Source organism: Metapseudomonas boanensis (assembly GCF_042232855.1).
Taxonomy (GTDB): Bacteria; Pseudomonadota; Gammaproteobacteria; order Pseudomonadales; family Pseudomonadaceae; genus Metapseudomonas; species Metapseudomonas boanensis.
In genome coordinates, this window is record NZ_CP113889.1 from 5,010,273 (window position 1) to 5,025,751 (window position 15,479).

The following is a 15,479-nucleotide window of genomic DNA, read 5'->3' on the forward strand; positions in this document are numbered from 1 at the left end:
GGTATGGCTGCGCTCAGCGGAGCGCCGCCCCATCCTGCGGCTGGTGTCGAGCCCCTTTCTCGTTTCGGGAGAGGGAAGACGAGACGCGAACGACCGCTAAGCTTTCGAAGGGGTTCGCCAACCTTGGAGTCGCAATAACGTGATCCTCGCAGCCAGCATCGCATTGGCATTGCTGATGGGCTTCGCCATCCAGCGCGGTAGCACCTGCATGGTGGCGGCAATGGAGGAGTTGATCCAGAAACACAGCTGGAGCCGAGCGAGCGCCCTGCTGGAAACCTCGCTGTGGGTGGTGGGCGGGTTTGTGCTGCTGCGCGCATTCGACCTCTTGCCGCAGGTGCCCATGGGCCGTCCTTTGCATTGGCACGCGGCAGTGGGCGGGGCGCTGCTGGGCCTTGGGGCCTTCGTCAATGGCGGCTGCGCGTTTGGTGTCGTAGCGCGGATCGGCTCCGGGCAATGGGCCTGGCTGGCAACGCCAATCGGCTTCCTGCTGGGCTTTGCGATCATTGCCCGCTGGATGGGAGCTGCACCGGACATGCCGGTGCAGCTGCCGACCTGGCTGCTGGATGCTCCCGCAGCGCTGATCGCAGCAGTGATGGCGGCTCGTATCGCCTGGCTGCTATGGCGCCAGCTCAGCAACTGGGGGAGTCAGGACCAGCGCGCCGGGTCTGCGCACCTCGCCACGCTGGTAATCGGCATGACTTTCCTGTTGTTGTTCGTCTGCGTAGGCGCCTGGGCCTATACCGACATCCTGGCGGAACTGGCGACGGGCCATTTCATGGTGCTTGGGCTTCGCGGCCTGCTGCTCCCGGCGCTGTTCGCCGGGGCCTTGTATGGCGGGTGGAGCGCCGGGCGCTGGCAGCATCAGCGTCCCAGCCTTGGCCTGGTGATGCGCTGCCTGTGCGGCGGTCTGCTGATGGGGGTAGGCGCGGTACTGGTGCCCGGCGGCAACGACAGCCTGGTCCTGTTCGGTCTGCCGCTGTTGTGGCCAAATGCCTGGCTCGCGATTGTGACCATGTGTGCGGTGGTCGCACTGGCCATTCGATTCCATCGCTAACGGATATGCGAGTCTTGCCGGACACTTCATGTCCGCCCGCGCGACTGGGTAAAGGTCGCTCAATCCCTCAGGAAAAAGGCAGGTTGGCGCAATGACAGCCCAGAGCGACAAACCGGTGACGCAGCCGGATGACACACAAGATGCCGACGGCGCAGCTCCGGTGGCTCGCAGGGCAGGTTCGCGCAGCGATAGCGCGGTGATCGCCACGTTGCTGCCCTACTTGCGACCTTACGTCGGGCGCATCCTGCTGGCCCTCGGCCTCATCCTTTGTGCCAAGCTGGCCAACCTATATGTGCCGGTGGCCCTCAAGCAGATCGTCGATGGGCTGAATGTCGAACCCAACCTGCTGTTGCTGCCGGTGGGCCTGCTACTGGCCTATGGCGCATCACGGATCGGTGTCACCCTCTTCACCGAGCTGCGCCAGGTGGTCTTTGCCCGCGTCATGGCACGGGCTTCGCGGCAAATCACCCTGGAAGTGTTCCGCCACCTGCATGGCCTGAGCCTGAAGTTCCACCTCGGCCGGCGCACAGGCGGCGTGGCCCGCGACGTGGAGCGAGGCGGTGGCGCCATTTCCGACCTGCTGGACTGGACGCTCTACACCATAGTCCCGACCCTGCTGGAAGTTCTGCTGGTCACCACCGTGCTGGTCTGGGCCTACGACTGGGGCTTCGCCTTCATCACGCTCGGCACCCTGCTGGCCTATGGCACCTGGACCTTCGCCGTCACCGAATGGCGGACGCGTTACTACCGCGCTGCCGTGGAAGCAGACACCCGCGCCAACGAGCGCGCCGTGGATTCGCTGCTGAACTACGAAACGGTCAAGTACTTCAACAACGAGGCCCACGAGGCCGCGCGCTACGACGAAAACCTGCGCCACCTGGAGAACGCCAAGGTCAATGCCACCAAGTCCCTGGCCCTGCTCAACCTCGGCCAGGCCACAGTGGTGTCGATCGGCGTGACCGCCATGATGTGGCGCGCCGCTGCTGGCGTGGCCAGCGGCGAACTGACCATTGGCGACCTGGTTCTGGTCAACGCCTATCTGCTGCAACTCTCCGCGCCGCTGTTCATGCTCGGCATGATGTACCGCGAGGTGAAGCAGGCACTGACCAACATGGAGCGGCTGTTCGGCCTGCTGGATGAACGTCAGGACGTACAGGATGCCCCGAATGCCAAACCGCTGGTGCCGACGCGCCCGCGGGTCTGTTTCGAGAACGTTCACTTCGGCTACGACCCGCGCAGGGAAATCCTTCACGGCGTCGACTTCGAGATCCCTCCCGGCGGTACCGTGGCCGTGGTCGGCCACTCGGGGTCCGGCAAGTCCACCCTTGCCCGCTTGCTGTATCGCTTCTATGACGTGAATGCCGGGCACATTCGCATCGACGGCCGGGACCTGCGCGAGCTAACCCAGGCCTCGTTGCGCAGCGCCATTGGCATCGTTCCGCAAGACACTGTGCTGTTCAACGACAGCATCTACTACAACATCAGCTACGGTCGTCCCGGGGCCAGCCGCGAAGAGGTGGAGGCCGCAGCCCGCGCTGCCCACATCCACGAGTTCATCCAGCGCCTGCCGGATGGCTATGCGACCCAGGTGGGCGAACGCGGGCTCAAGCTGTCCGGAGGCGAAAAGCAGCGCGTGGCCATCGCCCGCGCCTTGTTGAAGAACCCCGCCATCCTCATCTTCGACGAGGCCACTTCCGCACTGGACTCCAAGTCAGAGAAGGCCATCCAGGACGCGCTCGATCGCATCCAGGTCGGCCGCACCACCCTGGTGATTGCACACCGGCTCTCCACCGTGATGGACGCCGACAGGATCATCGTGCTCGACGCCGGGCGCATCATCGAAAGCGGTACCCACCGCGAACTGCTGGAGGCCGGCGGTAGCTACGCGCAAATGTGGACACTGCAGCAGCAGGAGCCCGAGGGGGCCCAATCCCCTCCGCGCGTCCCGCTGGACTGAAGGGCAGCAATTCTCCGACCGTCGTCATGCCTGCCATCGACGAAACCATCAATTGACAAGGCAGGTTCTCAGACGCAGGATGCACAATAAATCGAACATTGCGTTCAAAATGCGCTTCGCCCACACGCATTCCTGGTGTGTGTGACACCGCTCCGATCTGCGCCAAGCCTTGTCCGGCCTGGCTGTTTTTCTCTCAATGCTCTGAGGAATGCTCCATGACTCAACCCGTGGTACTGATTACCGGCGCGGCCGGTGGTGTGGGCAGCGCGCTGGCTCGACGATTCCACCAGGGTAAATGGCGGGTGACAGTGACCGACCAGAACGCCGAGGGTCTGGCGCAACTCGGCCATGAACTGCCGCTGGCCAGTAACGTCCACGCGGATATTCGCAGCGCCCAGGCCTGCTCCGATGTCGTGGCCCGCGTACTCGCCGAAACCGGCCGCCTGGATGCCTTGGTCAACGCCGCAGGCGTCTGGCGCGAGGGCCCGGTGGAAGAATTCAGCGAGGAGGATTTCGACCTGGTGATGGCGGTCAACCTCAAGGCCGCCTTTTTCATGTGCTCCGCTGCCGTCCCGCACCTGAAGGTCACCCAGGGTGCCATCGTCAACATCTCCAGCGATGCAGGTCGCCAAGGCAACCGTAATGCCGCCGCCTATTGCGCCAGCAAGGGTGGCCTGACACTACTGAGCAAGACGCTGGCGCTGGACCTCGCGCCCGCGGGTGTGCGCTGCAATGCGGTTTCCCCGGGCGACATTGCCACGCCCATGCTGCGGTTCCAGGCCGAGCAGTATGGCAATGGCGACCCGAAGGCTTACTACAACGAGTTGCTGGCCAAGTTTCCGCAAGGCGCCGCCGCCCGCTTCGTGCAGCCTGAGGAAGTGGCCGAGTTGGTGTTCTTCCTCTGCCAGCCGGGAGCCCGGGCAATTACCGGGGCGGACATGGCGATAGACCTCGGGCTGTCGGCTGGTATCTAGGCGAAACCTTCCTTGATGGCTGGCCGGTTGGATGTTTCACCCAACCGGCCTACTCCTGTTTCTGCCCCACCACATCCTCGACCCAGCTCATCGCTGCAATCACGGTCGGAAAACCGATGGTGCTGGTGAGGACGAGCAAAGCATGACGGATGTCCTCCAGGCTCGCCCCGGCCTCGAGGGCACGGCGGGCGTGGCTGTGAACGGCGCCTTCGGAGCGGATGGCCGCCGCAGCTGCAAGCTGGGTGAGCTGGATGGTCCGCTCATCCAGCGGCCCGGCGCGGTGAATAGTGGCGCCCAGCGCTTCCACGGCCTTGAAATAGTCGGGGAACTGGCTTTTGAAACGCCGGTAGGTCTCGAGTCCTTTTTTCCTTTCCATGCGGGTCACCTCAGGTCGGAATTAGGCAAGCGTGCACTTTCAGCTTAGGAAATCCTGGGTCTAAGGTGTTTGATGCGGCCACGCCCGAGGAGCTGATTGCCGGCCCCATCCCCCATGTGGACGGTCGGCATGCCAACTGCCACGCCCCGCCTGCGGAAATCCCCCCATGAAGCAACCGCTGAACTGACATGACTCGCACCCTGGCCTCCATCGCCCTTTTGATCGCGGTCGTCTATCTAGGACTGTGCGTGGCACTGTTCGTGTTTCAGCGCGCGCTGATCTACTTCCCGCAGCCCCGCCTTGCTGGAGGACCTGACACGGTTCTCAAGATGCCGTTAGTGGACGTGGAGATCGTGGTATCGACCCGACTGCATGAGGGGCCCAAGGCGCTGATCTACTTCGGAGGCAACGCCGAGGACGTGTCCTGGAACCTGTCCTCGTTCGCCGAGGCCTTTCCGGACCACGCCCTCTACTTGATGCACTACCGGGGATTCGGTGGCAGTTCCGGCTCGCCCTCAGAGGAGGCGATCCAGCAGGACGCCCTCGCATTGTTCGACCGGGTCCAGGCCCTTCATCCCGAGGTGCTGCTGGTGGGCCGCAGCCTGGGCAGCGGTGTCGCGATTCGCCTGGCCAGCCAACGCCCAGCATCGCGTCTGGTGCTGGTAACGCCGTACAACAGCATCGAGGAGTTGGCGCAGGAACAGTTCGCCATCTTCCCGGTACGCTGGTTGCTGCGGGACAAGTTCGAGTCGTGGCGCTACGCGCCGGGGATCAATGTTCCCACGCAAGTGATCATGGCGGAGCACGACGAGGTGATCCCGCGCTGGAGCACGGAAAAGCTCCTCCGCCAGTTCAGCCCAGGCGTGGCCACGATGGCGGTGATTCGCGGCAAGGGCCACAACACCGTCTCCGACAGTCCGGAGTACCTCAGGCTGCTGAGATCAACGCCATAGCGCGCAACTCTCGCAGCCCCGGCGTGGCGCGTATGGTCCACGCTACTGAATTGCCTCAAGCCGTGGCGGATGACCGGCTCAGCATCTCGACCTCGCGAATCTCGAAATCCTGCCGCAGGTAGTCCATGCGGTTTTCATGGAAACGGCGCATATGTGGCAGCGCGGAGTGGGCTTCCAGATGTGCCCGGGACTGCCAGACCTCATAGAAGATGAACAGCGTTGGGTCATGCACATCACGCAGCATGTGGTACTCGATGCAGCCCTCCTCCGCCCGGCTAGGCTCGACATAGGCGCGGAACAGTGCCTCGAACTCATCGGCTTTTTCCGGCTTGATGGGGGCATGGAGGATGAATCCATATGGCGTACTCATGATGCGGAGTCCTGATGGTGGCTTTGAGATTGACCACGTTATCGCAAGGCTCGGCAACCATTCATGATTTCCAGGCAAATATCATTTGCACCACCGCCGGTGTTTCCGTGACGACTCGCCCGGTAGTCTGCCGCCATCCCAAATTGCTGAGGCATTCGCCATGAAAAAGGTTCTGCTGATCAACGGCGGCAAACAATTCGCCCACTCCGATGGTCGCTATAACGCCACCCTGCACGAAGCGGCTCTTGCCTTCCTCGACCGAGCAGGTTTCGACGTAAAGGAAACCCAGGTCGACGCTGGCTATGACATCGCCGAAGAAGTCCAGAAGATCCGCTGGGCCGATGCGGTGATCTACCAGATGCCGGGCTGGTGGATGGGCGCACCCTGGACGGTGAAGCAATACCTGGACGAAGTCTTCACCGCTGGCCACGGCAGCCTCTACGCCAACGACGGCCGCACTCGCTCGGATGCATCGCAGAAGTACGGCAGCGGCGGCCTGTTGCACGGCAAGCAATACATGATTTCAGCCACCTGGAACGCGCCGCAGCAAGCCTTCGACGATCCGACCGACTTCTTCGAGGGAAAAGGGGTGGATGCGGTGTACTTCCCCTTCCACAAGGCCAACCAGTTCCTCGGCATGAGCGCCCTGCCGACCTTCCTCAGCGTGGACGTGATGAAGCGCCCAGCCATCGCAGCGGACGTCACCCGCTACGAGCAGCACCTGGCGGAGGTGTTCAAGGTTTCAGCCTGACGCCTTGCCGGGGCTACCCAAGCATCGTGCCAGGCCCTGCTTCAGGGCATCAGAGCATGGTTTTCGCCGCCACCGCGCCAGCTACGGCAACCACCAGAGCCAACACACCCAGCAACAGCCTGCTGGGTGATTGCCTCGCCTCGGCAGCCGGCGTCGCGTGATTCTGCGATGCAACAGCCCTCAGTGGGTTGGCCATCGAAGCCTGATTAGCAGGCCTGGACACGACCGGTTTCGACGCAGGCAAGTCAACGGCGCGCATGAAGACGGTGGCGTCTTCATCCACCGCCTGGGGTGCCGCCACCCTGGGGCCGATCACCAGCAGCGTCACCGACCCCATGCGCACCTGGTCACCGGGCTGCAGCACGGCGGTGCTGACCTTCTGCTGGTTGACGAAGACGCCATTGGCGGAGGCCAGGTCCTTGACCTCGAGCACATCGTCCTTGAGGAAGAACTCGCAATGGCGCCGCGACAATTCCAGGTCGCTGAAGACCAGTTCGCATTTCACCGAACGGCCGAAGGTCATCGAACCGGTGACGTGGTACTTCTGCCCTTCGTGCTCCCCTTTGATCACCTGCAGGAACCAGCGTGCAACCGCCTCGGTCTTGGGCCTGACCTTCGCCGGGTCGACCAGCAGCAGTTCCAGGCCGCCGATGCGCACCCGGTCGTCCGAGCGCAACTGGAAGCGCGCCCCGACACGCTCGCCGTTGACGTAGGTGCCGCCCGGTGACCCACAATCGCTCAGGTAGTACTGGCCATGATCCTGACGGATTTCCGCATGGAAGGGACTGACGTCAGCTTCTGTCAGCACCAGGCTGTTGCGGCTGTCCTGGCCAATGGTGAAGCGCTCGTCCGCCAGCCAGATGGGCGAGTGGCGGTTGTCGGCAAAATGAATCCTGAGCATGTAGGTGTCCTTGGAAAGGTTGCGCCAGGCCTGGCCAGCGGCCGCCTGTCCCATTGGCAATCTGACTTCAGTTTCCGAAAAGGTTGTTCCACATCCGCCTGATCGGGTTCTCCTGCTTTTCCTCCTGACGCGCGGGGGCAGCGGTCGCACGCTTCGCCACGGCACGACGGGCAACCTGCGCCTTGCGCACCCGCTGCTCGTGGGTGGCCTGGAGCTTCAGCAGGGTCTCGTTGTCGGGCTGCACGACCAGGCCGCCTTTGATGTACTCCAGGGCCAAGGTGAATTCGCGCTGGCGGTAGGCACCTTCACTGAGGTCGATGAAGCGCTGCACCACCTGCTGCAGGCCGGCCAACGCTTGCTCGTTGCCCGGTGCCCATTCCAGCACTTGGTAGTAATGGAAAACCGCGCTGTCCTGCTCGGGCTGCAGCAAGTGACCTTCGGTGAAGCGCTGCGCGGCCAGTGCCAGGCTATTGGTGATGCGCGCGGCGAGCACGCGCTGCAGGCCGGACTCGGCCTCTGCGTTGTCTTGGTCGAGCTTCAGCGCCTGGCGGAAGAAGTAGTCGGCGTTGTCCTGGGCCGGTTCCACCAGCCGGCCTTCGGCCAGGCGCAGCTCGCCGAGTTCGAGGAAGTCGGCGATCTTCATCTGCAGGACGACGTAATAGCCCCCTCCAGCGGAGAGCGTCACCAGCAGCACGCCGAGCAGGCCCCACAGCACGCCCTTGTAGACGCGCCATCCGGCGGGCCGCTGCAACGGCAGCGCCGGGGTGATGCGCGTATGGTCCAGTTCCGTGTCGCTCAGCTCAGCCAGGCTCGCCAGCAGTACTCCGCAATCGGCGAAGCGCTCGTCCGGGTCCTTGGCCAGCATGCGGTCCAGCAGGTGCTGGTATTGGCTGAGGTGCTCCGGCAGGGCTGGCGGCTCCAGTTGCACATGGTTCATCAGCGTCTGGGTGTAGCTTTCGCCACGGAAGGGGTTCGTCCCACCGAGCAGTTCCAGAAGGATGACGCCCAGGCTGTAGATGTCGCTGCGCGCATCCAACGGCAAGCACTGCGCTTGCTCCGGGCTGCTGTAGGCCGGGCTGCCGACGGCGACGTTGAACTGGGTCAGTTCGCTGTCCAGTTCCAGCTCTTTGGCGACGCCGAAATCGGTGAGCACGGCCGTGCCGTCGTCACAAAAGAGGATGTTGGCCGGCTTGATGTCCCGGTGTACCAGCCCCTTGTCGTGGACCACGGCCAGCGCACTGGCGATCTGCCCGACGATGGTCAGGGCACGCTGCGGCTCCAGCCGCTGGCCCTTGTACTGGCCCAAGTCGCCCCCGGAGAGGTACTCCATGGCCAGGTAGTAGCGTCCATCGTCCAGACGGCCGATATCGTGGATAGTGACGATCGAGGGGTGATGCAGCGAGGCGACGAGGCGCCCTTCCTTGACGAAGCGCTTGCTGAACGCCTCGTCATTCATTTCCTGCAGGACCTTGATCGCCACCTTGCGATTCAAGGACTCCTGCGTCGCCAGGTAGACCTCGGCCATGCCGCCCTTGCCCAACAGGCCGTGCACGGTGTAGCCGGGTATATCAAGCAGATCATCGTTCATAGGGAACCAGGGAATTCAGTGTCTGAGGGGTTTTAGGAGCTTGCTGAGAAAGCTACGCGGCGGGCTCGCGACGGCTGTCACCCGAGGCAATGCCAAGCCCAGCACAATGCAGGAGATGTTGTCCCTGCCGCCGGCCTGGCAAGCCTGCTCGACCAATTGCACAACCAGTTCATCGAGGGTTACGGCGCTGGCGCAGAGCTGCTGGATCACCCCGTCGTCCAGTTCGCCCGTCAGCCCGTCGCTGCACAAGAGGAGCAATTCGCCCGGCGCCAGGGTCGAACGCAGCAGCCCTACCTCCAGGGCTTGTTGTTCCTGGCCGAGGCACTGGGTGATGACATTCCGCCGGGGGTGGCTGCGTGCCTCTTCGCGGGTCATCTGCCCGGCATCGACCATGGCTTGCACCCAGCTGTGGTCGCGCGTCAGCGGACTGATGCTGTCGGCGCCGACCCGATAGGCGCGGCTGTCGCCGACCCAGGCGAGTTCGAACGCCGCCCCTGCGAACTTCACCGCCACCAGGGTGGACCCCATCCCTCTGCGACCATCCTGACCCGCTGCTGCGCTATCAAGGATTGCCTGATGGGCCGCCTGCACCGCCACTTCCAGCTCGCTGCCCTGAGCTGTCGCCTGCTGCAAGGTTTCGATTGCCAGGGCGCTGGCGACCTCGCCACGCTGGTGACCGCCCATGCCATCGGCTATGGCCCACAGGCCGAGCCCAGGCGCGCAGAGCACAGCGTCCTCGTTGTGCTCACGGACCCGGCCTGGCACGGATTGCGCCGCGTAGACCAGGAAATCCTCAGTGTGCGTCGGTGGCATGCGGTTCTCTGCTGATGGAAGGGTCGGTTGCCGGGGCTGCGCGCGGTCACGAGGGAAGGGCCAGCAATAGCAGCGAATGATGCGACCGCCGCCAGGGGCTGTCATCACCCGACGCGGCTTTGCGTCGGAAGTGTTAAGCAGTCGATGATTTGATCGGGAAAGCCGTCATGGCCCCACGCGCTACCGCTTCCAGTCTATGCTTTTCTCATCGGTTTCCCCCAGCGACAGGCTCGTGCAGCCCAGGAGGTGGTAATGGCCATTGAGTGCACCAAAGCAGGGATGCGCTGATCCATCTACCCACCCTCGGAGGTCAAGATCATGAGCAAAGGTCTCGATGCAAAAAAGCAGGCCAAGAAGAAGCCTATGAAAACCGCCCATGAAAAGCGCGTGGCCAAGCGGGCCAAGAAAACCGGCTCAACCTTGCTTGGCAGCCACGCCGCTAATCCATAGGCTCCAGTCACACAGCAAGACGCCCTCCCGCAGCCGGCCTGCGCGGAGGGCTTTTCATTTGGCCCGTGGAGCCTGACGGATCGATCTACTGTAGAGCAGGCGCTCGATGGGCTTGGGACTATGGGCAGGGCAACCCCGTGCTGGCGAACGGGGTGCATTCGCGAGCAATCTCGCGCCTACGGGTGCGGCATCTGCTCAGTTTGTAAGGCCCCCTCTCTGAGCAAGCATCGAAAACCCCAAAGGCGACCCGAAGGTCGGCTTTTTTGATGGCAACGTCAGTTGATCTTCCCGCCATGCACCTGCTGGTCGGCATGGTACGAGGAACGTACCAAGGGGCCTGCGGCGACGTTCTTGAAGCCCATCTCAGCGCCCTGCTCGGCGAACCAGGCAAAGGTGTCCGGATGCACGAAGCGCTGCACCGGCAGGTGGTTGCGCGACGGCTGCAGGTACTGGCCGAGGGTGAGCATGTCGATCTCGTGCTCGCGCATGCGCTGCATGACCTCGATCACTTCCTCGTCGGTCTCGCCCAGGCCGAGCATCAGCCCGGACTTGGTCGGCACGTGCGGCACGCGCTGCTTGAAGTTCTGCAAGAGGTCCAGCGACCACTCGAAGTCCGAGCCCGGACGCGCCGCCTTGTACAGGCGCGGCACGGTTTCCAGGTTGTGGTTGAACACATCCGGCGGCTCCTGCTCGGTGATCGCCAGGGCTACATCCATGCGCCCGCGATAGTCCGGCACCAGGGTTTCCAGTTGGATGCCCGGAGACAGCTTGCGGATTTCCCGCAGGCAGTCGACGAAGTGCTGGGCACCGCCGTCGCGCAGGTCGTCGCGGTCCACCGAGGTGATCACCACGTACTTCAGGCGCAGGTCGGCGATGGCCACCGCGAGGTTCTTTGGCTCGTCCGCATCCAGCGGCTTCGGCCGGCCGTGGCCGACGTCGCAGAAGGGGCAGCGACGGGTGCAGATGTCGCCCATGATCATGAAGGTCGCGGTGCCGCCGGAGAAGCACTCGCCCAGGTTCGGGCAGGAGGCTTCTTCGCAGACGCTGTGCAGCTTGTGCTTGCGCAGCAGTTGCTTGATGCGCGACACCTCGGGCGAGGCAGCGATTTCCACACGAATCCAGTCGGGTTTGCGCGGTACATCCTCGGTGGGAATGATCTTCACCGGAATGCGCGCCACCTTCTCGGCACCGCGCAGTTTGACGCCCACTTCGATCTTGCCTGTCTGTGTCGAACTCATGATCTCGCCCCGCGAGAAAGAGGATTGTCTGGGGGTGTAGGAGCGAGGGGGACGCCTAGTTCTTGCTCGCGATCGCAAGCACGAAGTCATTTTCGCGAGCAAGCTCGCTCCTACCGGGTCGTGGGTGGAATATCAGCCGCGGTAGTAACGCTGCGGCACGAAGGGAGTCTTGACCACGCGCATAGGCACCGGCTTGCCGCGCACCAGGGCGAAGACCTCGGTCTCCAGCGCCGTGTAGCGGCTGTCCAGGTAACCCATCGCCAGCGGGCCGCCCAGACTGGGGCCGAAGCCGCCGCTGGTGACTTCGCCGATCACCTGCTGTTCGGCGTTGACGATCTGGGTACCCTCGCGCACCGGTGCGCGTCCGCTGGGCAGCAGGCCAACGCGCTTGCTGGCGACGCCCTCCTGCTGCTGCGCAAAGATGCGCTCTGCACCGGGGAAGCCACCTGCACGCAGGCCGTCGATGCGGCGCGCCTTGGAGATGGCCCAGTTCAGGCTGGCTTCGATCGGCGTGGTGGCGGTGCTCATGTCATGGCCATAGAGGCACAGGCCGGCTTCCAGGCGCAGCGAGTCACGGGCGCCGAGGCCGATGGCCTGGACTTCCGGCTCCGCCAGCAAGGTGCGGGCCAGGGCTTCGGCCTGCTCGACCGGCACGGAAATCTCGTAGCCGTCTTCACCGGTGTAGCCGGAGCGGCTGACATAGCAGTCGACCCCTTGCAGGCGCACGCTGGCGAACTGCATGAAGGTCATGGCCTTCACCTCCGGCGCCAGGCGGCCCAGCACTTCGGCGGCCTTCGGCCCCTGCAGCGCCAGCAGCGCGCGGGTTTCGAACAAGGATTCGATCTGGCACTGCTCGCCGATGAACTGGCGCAGGTGGTCCAAATCCTGTTCCTTGCAGGCGGCGTTGACGACCAGGACCAGGTGATCGCCCGCATTGGCCACCATCAGGTCGTCGAGGATGCCGCCGTGCTCGTCGGTGAACATGGCATAGCGCTGCATACCCGCTGGCAGGTCGATGATGTCGACCGGTACCAGGCTTTCCAGGGCCCGGGCGGCATGCTCGCCACGCAGGATGATCTGGCCCATGTGCGAGACGTCGAACAGACCGGCCTGTTCGCGGGTGTGCAGGTGCTCCTTGAGCACGCCGAGCGGGTACTGCACCGGCATGTCGTAGCCGGCGAAAGGCACCATGCGCGCGCCGAGTTCGAGGTGCAGGGCGTGCAGCGGGGTTTTGGCGAGGATTTCAGTGGTCATGCATAAGCTCCGAACTGGTTGTTCCCTTCCCCCCTGGGAGAAGGTGGCCCTTGGGCCGGATAAGGGATGCCGGGAGCGAGACTGGGCTGGCCTTCACTCCCGGCCCCTCTCCCAATGAGAGAGGGGAGGTATCAGCATTCGATGATGTTCACGGCGAGGCCGCCGCGGGCGGTTTCCTTGTACTTGCTCTTCATGTCGGCGCCGGTCTGGCGCATGGTGCGGATCACCTTGTCCAGCGAGATGAAGTGCTGGCCATCGCCGCGCAGGGCCATGCGCGCGGCGTTGATCGCCTTCACCGAACCCATGGCATTGCGTTCGATGCAGGGCACCTGCACCAGCCCGCCGACCGGGTCGCAGGTCAGGCCGAGGTTGTGCTCCATGCCGATCTCGGCAGCGTTTTCCACCTGCTGCGGAGTGCCGCCCATGACTTCGCAGAGCGCGCCGGCGGCCATCGAGCAGGCCACGCCAACTTCGCCCTGGCAGCCGACTTCGGCGCCGGAGATCGAGGCGTTTTCCTTGTAGAGGATGCCAATGGCGGCGGCGGTGAGCAGGAAACGCTCGATACCATCGTCATTGGCGCCCGGGATGAAGCGGCTGTAGTAATGCAGCACCGCCGGCACGATACCCGCCGCGCCGTTGGTGGGCGCGGTGACCACGCGGCCGCCAGTGGCGTTTTCCTCGTTCACCGCCAGGGCGTAGAGGTTGACCCAGTCGAGCACGCTGAGGCTGTCGCGCAGGCTGGCTTCCGGGTGCTCGCTGAGCTGCCGGTAGAGCGCGGCAGCGCGGCGCCGGACCTTGAGGCCACCAGGCATGATGCCTTCGTTCTGACATCCCGCCCGCACGCAGGCTTGCATCACCTCCCAGATATGCAGCAGCCCCAGACGGGTCTTTTGCGGAGATCGCCAGGCGGTCTCGTTCTCGGCCATCAGCTGACTGATGGAAAGACCGTGGGTAGCGCACTGCTCCAGCAGCTCACGCGCGGTGCGGAATGGATAGCGCAGCGGCGTGCGGTCTTCGACGATGCGGTCCATGCCAGCGGCTTCCTCGTCCACCACGAAGCCGCCGCCCACCGAGTAATACTCGCGCGAGCGGATCTGCAGACCGGCCTCGTCGAAGGCACGGAAGATCATGCCGTTGGGGTGATAGGGCAAGGGTTTGCGGATCATCGCCAGGTGTTCCTTCTCGACGAAGCGGATCGGTTTTTCCCCGAGCAGCGAGATGCTTCCGGCGCTACGCATGGCAGCCAATCGCTGGTCCACCGTGCGGGTGTCCACCAGGTCCGGGTACTCCCCTTCCAGCCCCAGCAGCACAGCCTTGTCGCTGCCGTGGCCCTTGCCGGTTGCGCCGAGGGAGCCGTAGAGCTCCACCCGCACGCTCTCCACCCGGTCCAGCAGCCCTTCCGTCTTCAGGCCCGAGACGAAACGCGCCGCAGCGCGCATCGGGCCCACGGTGTGGGAGCTGGAGGGGCCGATGCCTACCTTGAACAGATCGAAAACGCTTAGCGACATAATTCGACTCCGAAGCAAGCCCTGGGTGGCGGTCAGGCCGGGTAGACCGGGAAGCGCGCGCAGAGCGCGGCCACCTGCTTGGCGACCTGCGCCTCGACATCGGCATCGCCAAGGTGGTCGAGGATGTCGCAGATCCAGCTGGCCAGGGCGCGACATTCCGGCTCCTGGAAGCCACGGGTGGTGACGGCCGGGGTGCCGATGCGCAGGCCGGACGTGACGAAGGGCGACTGCGGGTCGTTGGGCACGGCGTTCTTGTTCACGGTGATGTGGGCGCGCCCCAGTGCGGCGTCCGCGTCCTTGCCGGTGATGCCCTGGCGGATCAGGCTGACCAGGAACAGGTGGTTGTCGGTACCGCCAGACACCACGTCGTAGCCACGCTCCATGAACACCTTGGCCATGCCTTGGGCGTTCTTGATCACCTGGGCCTGGTAGTCCTTGAAACCCGGATCCAGTGCCTCCTTGAAGCACACGGCCTTGGCGGCGATCACGTGCATCAGCGGGCCGCCCTGTCCGCCCGGGAACACCGCAGCGTTGAGCTTCTTCTCGATCTCAGGGTTGGACTTGGCAAGGATCAGGCCGCCACGTGGACCGCGCAGGGTCTTGTGGGTGGTGGTGGTGACCACGTCGGCATAGGGCAGCGGGTTCGGGTACAGGCCAGCGGCGACCAGGCCGGCGACGTGGGCCATGTCGACGAACAGCAGTGCACCGACCTTGTCGGCGATGGCGCGGAAGCGCGGGAAATCAAGGGTTTTCGAGTAAGCCGAGAAGCCGGCAACGATCATCTTCGGCTTGTGCTCGACGGCCAGGCGCTCGACTTCGTCGTAATCGATCAGTCCGTTGCCGTCGATGCCGTACTGCACAGCGTTGTACAGCTTGCCGGAGGAGCTGACCTTCGCGCCGTGGGTCAAATGACCGCCGTGGGCCAGGCTCATGCCCAGCAGGGTATCGCCCGCCTGCAGCAGGGCCAGGTAGACCGCGCTGTTGGCCTGGGAACCGGAGTGCGGCTGAACGTTGGCGTAATCAGCACCGAACAGCTGCTTGGCGCGGTCGATGGCCAGTTGCTCGACCACATCCACGTATTCACAGCCACCGTAGTAGCGCTTGCCCGGGTAGCCCTCGGCGTACTTGTTGGTCAGCTCGCTGCCCTGGGCCTGCATCACCTGCGGGCTGGTGTAGTTCTCGGAGGCGATCAGCTCGATGTGGTCTTCCTGGCGCTGGGCCTCGCGGCGCATGGCGTCGAACAGCGCAGGGTCGAAATCGGACAGGGTAAGGCTCTTGTGGAACATGGTCGT

15 protein-coding genes are annotated in these 15,479 nt (G+C 64.1%); 6 read left to right on the top strand and 9 right to left on the bottom strand.

What is annotated here, in order from left to right:
- Positions 1-139: 139 nt before the first annotated feature.
- From OXH74_RS23405 to OXH74_RS23415, 3 genes are all read left to right on the top strand, one after another.
- Entirely contained in the window at positions 140-1,054 is a 915-nt protein-coding gene (locus tag OXH74_RS23405) for a YeeE/YedE thiosulfate transporter family protein (protein WP_375739084.1), read from the top strand.
- A gap of 91 nt (positions 1,055-1,145) precedes the next feature.
- Positions 1,146-3,011, top strand: a complete 1,866-nt coding sequence (locus tag OXH74_RS23410) for an ABCB family ABC transporter ATP-binding protein/permease (protein ID WP_375739085.1) — start codon at positions 1,146-1,148, stop codon at positions 3,009-3,011.
- Positions 3,012-3,226: 215 nt separating this feature from the next.
- Positions 3,227-3,985 (top strand): SDR family NAD(P)-dependent oxidoreductase, encoded by a 759-nt coding sequence (locus OXH74_RS23415; protein ID WP_215374839.1) that lies wholly within the window; start codon positions 3,227-3,229, stop codon positions 3,983-3,985.
- A 49-nt stretch (positions 3,986-4,034) separates the two neighbouring features.
- On the opposite strand, the gene OXH74_RS23420 is transcribed toward OXH74_RS23415, so the two are convergent.
- Positions 4,035-4,361 (bottom strand): carboxymuconolactone decarboxylase family protein, encoded by a 327-nt coding sequence (locus OXH74_RS23420; protein ID WP_375739086.1) that lies wholly within the window; start codon positions 4,359-4,361, stop codon positions 4,035-4,037.
- A gap of 188 nt (positions 4,362-4,549) precedes the next feature.
- On the opposite strand from OXH74_RS23420, the gene OXH74_RS23425 reads away from it, so the two are divergent.
- On the top strand, positions 4,550-5,314 hold the full coding sequence (locus OXH74_RS23425; RefSeq protein WP_375739087.1) for an alpha/beta hydrolase: 765 nt from the start codon (positions 4,550-4,552) through the stop codon (positions 5,312-5,314).
- A gap of 55 nt (positions 5,315-5,369) precedes the next feature.
- Here OXH74_RS23425 and OXH74_RS23430 read toward each other — a convergent pair whose 3' ends face one another.
- Positions 5,370-5,684 (bottom strand): putative quinol monooxygenase, encoded by a 315-nt coding sequence (locus OXH74_RS23430; protein WP_375739088.1) that lies wholly within the window; start codon positions 5,682-5,684, stop codon positions 5,370-5,372.
- A 160-nt stretch (positions 5,685-5,844) separates the two neighbouring features.
- On the opposite strand from OXH74_RS23430, the gene OXH74_RS23435 reads away from it, so the two are divergent.
- Positions 5,845-6,435 carry an NAD(P)H-dependent oxidoreductase gene (locus OXH74_RS23435; RefSeq protein WP_375739089.1) on the top strand — a complete coding sequence of 197 codons (591 nt, stop codon included), beginning with the start codon at positions 5,845-5,847 and terminating at the stop codon, positions 6,433-6,435.
- Between the two features lie 49 nt (positions 6,436-6,484).
- On the opposite strand, the gene OXH74_RS23440 is transcribed toward OXH74_RS23435, so the two are convergent.
- The 3 genes from OXH74_RS23440 to OXH74_RS23450 form a co-directional block, all read right to left on the bottom strand.
- A complete protein-coding gene (locus OXH74_RS23440) occupies positions 6,485-7,336 on the bottom strand; it encodes an FHA domain-containing protein (protein ID WP_375739090.1) in 852 nt (283 codons plus the stop codon).
- 67 nt (positions 7,337-7,403) lie between these two features.
- On the bottom strand, positions 7,404-8,924 hold the full coding sequence (locus OXH74_RS23445) for a serine/threonine-protein kinase (protein WP_375739091.1): 1,521 nt from the start codon (positions 8,922-8,924) through the stop codon (positions 7,404-7,406).
- A 15-nt stretch (positions 8,925-8,939) separates the two neighbouring features.
- A complete protein-coding gene (locus tag OXH74_RS23450; RefSeq protein WP_375739092.1) occupies positions 8,940-9,737 on the bottom strand; it encodes a PP2C family protein-serine/threonine phosphatase in 798 nt (265 codons plus the stop codon).
- A gap of 318 nt (positions 9,738-10,055) precedes the next feature.
- Between OXH74_RS23450 and OXH74_RS23455 the strand changes: the two genes are divergently transcribed.
- A complete protein-coding gene (locus OXH74_RS23455) occupies positions 10,056-10,187 on the top strand; it encodes a hypothetical protein (protein WP_375739093.1) in 132 nt (43 codons plus the stop codon).
- A gap of 275 nt (positions 10,188-10,462) precedes the next feature.
- On the opposite strand, the gene lipA is transcribed toward OXH74_RS23455, so the two are convergent.
- From lipA to glyA, 4 genes are all read right to left on the bottom strand, one after another.
- A complete protein-coding gene (gene lipA, locus OXH74_RS23460) occupies positions 10,463-11,425 on the bottom strand; it encodes a lipoyl synthase (RefSeq protein WP_375739094.1) in 963 nt (320 codons plus the stop codon).
- A 132-nt stretch (positions 11,426-11,557) separates the two neighbouring features.
- On the bottom strand, positions 11,558-12,679 hold the full coding sequence (gcvT, locus tag OXH74_RS23465; RefSeq protein ID WP_375739095.1) for a glycine cleavage system aminomethyltransferase GcvT: 1,122 nt from the start codon (positions 12,677-12,679) through the stop codon (positions 11,558-11,560).
- A gap of 131 nt (positions 12,680-12,810) precedes the next feature.
- A complete protein-coding gene (locus tag OXH74_RS23470) occupies positions 12,811-14,187 on the bottom strand; it encodes an L-serine ammonia-lyase (protein ID WP_375739096.1) in 1,377 nt (458 codons plus the stop codon).
- 32 nt (positions 14,188-14,219) lie between these two features.
- Complete coding sequence (gene glyA / locus OXH74_RS23475) at positions 14,220-15,473, bottom strand: serine hydroxymethyltransferase (protein ID WP_375739097.1); 1,254 nt, start codon at positions 15,471-15,473, stop codon at positions 14,220-14,222.
- Positions 15,474-15,479 lie beyond the last annotated feature (6 nt).